Source organism: Streptomyces sp. NPDC090442, from assembly GCF_044769405.1.
Taxonomy (GTDB): Bacteria; Actinomycetota; Actinomycetes; order Streptomycetales; family Streptomycetaceae; genus Streptomyces.
In genome coordinates, this window is sequence record NZ_JBIVXW010000242.1 from 1 (window position 1) to 1644 (window position 1644).

The 1644-nt window shown below is 66.6% G+C and carries 2 protein-coding genes and 1 pseudogene; all 3 read left to right on the top strand.

What is annotated here, in order from left to right; genetic code table 11:
* A pseudogene (locus tag ACIQU6_RS44740) lies at window positions 1-343 on the top strand (hypothetical protein); the annotation flags it as partial.
* Window positions 340-576 carry a hypothetical protein gene (locus ACIQU6_RS44745; protein WP_403488487.1) on the top strand — a complete coding sequence of 79 codons (237 nt, stop codon included), beginning with the start codon at window positions 340-342 and terminating at the stop codon, window positions 574-576. The pseudogene ACIQU6_RS44740 and the gene ACIQU6_RS44745, both read left to right, overlap by 4 nt.
* Window positions 573-1385: an ExeA family protein gene (locus tag ACIQU6_RS44750; RefSeq protein ID WP_403488489.1), complete on the top strand. Its 813-nt coding sequence runs from the start codon at window positions 573-575 to the stop codon at window positions 1383-1385. The genes ACIQU6_RS44745 and ACIQU6_RS44750 overlap by 4 nt, the downstream gene beginning before the upstream one ends.
* Window positions 1386-1644: the final 259 nt, after the last annotated feature.

A 1644-nucleotide genomic window follows, 5' to 3' on the forward strand; every position in this document is an offset into this window, starting at 1 on the left:
GGGAGGTCACCTTGATCGTCGGAGCTTCGTTGCATACGGAGAGGCCATCCTGACAGACCGTCACCCAGCTGTGACCTGCAGATTCGTGGAACCCCAAGACTTTGCAACAGCCCTGACCGAGATCGAAGTCCGTTTTCACAACCGGCCGTTCGGCCTCGCCACCCCGCACCGCATCGCCCGGCACGCGCATCCCAAGGCCAAGCCCGAGCTCCCCAAGGCGCCGCCCGCGCCGGCCACCGGCATCGACTACCTGCGGCTCGTCGACACCGCTCGGACCGCGGAACTCGGACAGAAGATCAACTACACTGCCCTGATGCCCGATCAGCCGGACCGGAACGCGTGAGGGCCGACCACAACCCGGTCCAGGACCACATCGACCGCCTCGAAGTCGCCGAGGACACCGCCCGTCAGCTGCTGGAGCGAGTCCTTGATCTGGCTGGGCGCCAACTGGACCGAAATGCCCTCACCACGAACGCGCCGGCTCTCCGACTGGCCGTCTGCTTCCACCGGCGGGCCCGCACTGCCGCGTCCGACCTCGCGTCCTTCCTCAACTACTTGGAAGAAGGCCCCAGTTGATAGACAAGATCCAGGGCTACTACGGTTTTTCGGTCATGCCGTTCGGCAAAGATCTGGCCCCGGGGATGCTGCACCGGCACTCCTCCCACGCGCAGGCCGCGGCCCGCATCACGTGGTGCATCGGGGAACGCTGCCTCGGCGTGATCACCGGTGAGGTCGGTGCCGGGAAGACCGTCGCCGTCCGCGCGGCCCTCGACGGGCTCGATCACCCCCGGCACACGGTCATCTACCTCCCCAACCCCGCCATCGGCGTCACCGGCATCCACCAGGCCATCGTCACTCGCCTCGGCGGGGTCCCCAAACCCCACCGCTCCACCCTGATTCCGCAGGCCGCGGACGCGTCGGCCACCGAACACGCCGAGCGCGGGCGGGTTCCCGTCCTGGTCATCGACGAGGCCCACCTACTCGATCACAAGCAGCTGGAAGCCGTGAGGATGCTGACGAATCACGACATGGATTCGACAAGTCCACTGGCCTGTCTGCTGGTCGGGCAGCCCACCCTGCGGCGCAACATCAAGCTCGGCATGCTCGCCGCCCTCGACCAGCGGATCGCGATCCGCTACAACATGCCGCCCACGACGGCCGAGGAGACCAGCAGCTACCTCGCCCACCACCTCGCCCTCGCCGGACGCTCCGACACCCTCTACTCCGACGACGCGATCCCCCTGATCCACGACAGCTCCCGCGGCTACCCCCGCGCGGTCAACAACCTCGCCGTCCAGGCCCTGCTGTCCGCCTACGCCGACAGCAAGTCCATCGTCGACGAAGCCTCCGCCCGCGCCGCCATCGCCGAAGTCACCGAAGAATGACCACCGTCGCGCACGGCACCCCGAGCATCCCAGTGACACCGTGAACACCAAATGCCCTGCCGGACTCCGTCCGGCAGGGCATTCCCATCACCCCACATGCTCATCCTGAGTGGCAACACCATGCTCATCTTGAACGGCACTCAACAGGTGCTGATCAAGGCGAGGTCGTAGGGTTTGGTCGAACCCAGGTCGCGGACCAGGACGAGGCGGACCGGGAGGTCCTTGAAAGCGCCGTACCACAGGCACTGCAGTTCGGTGA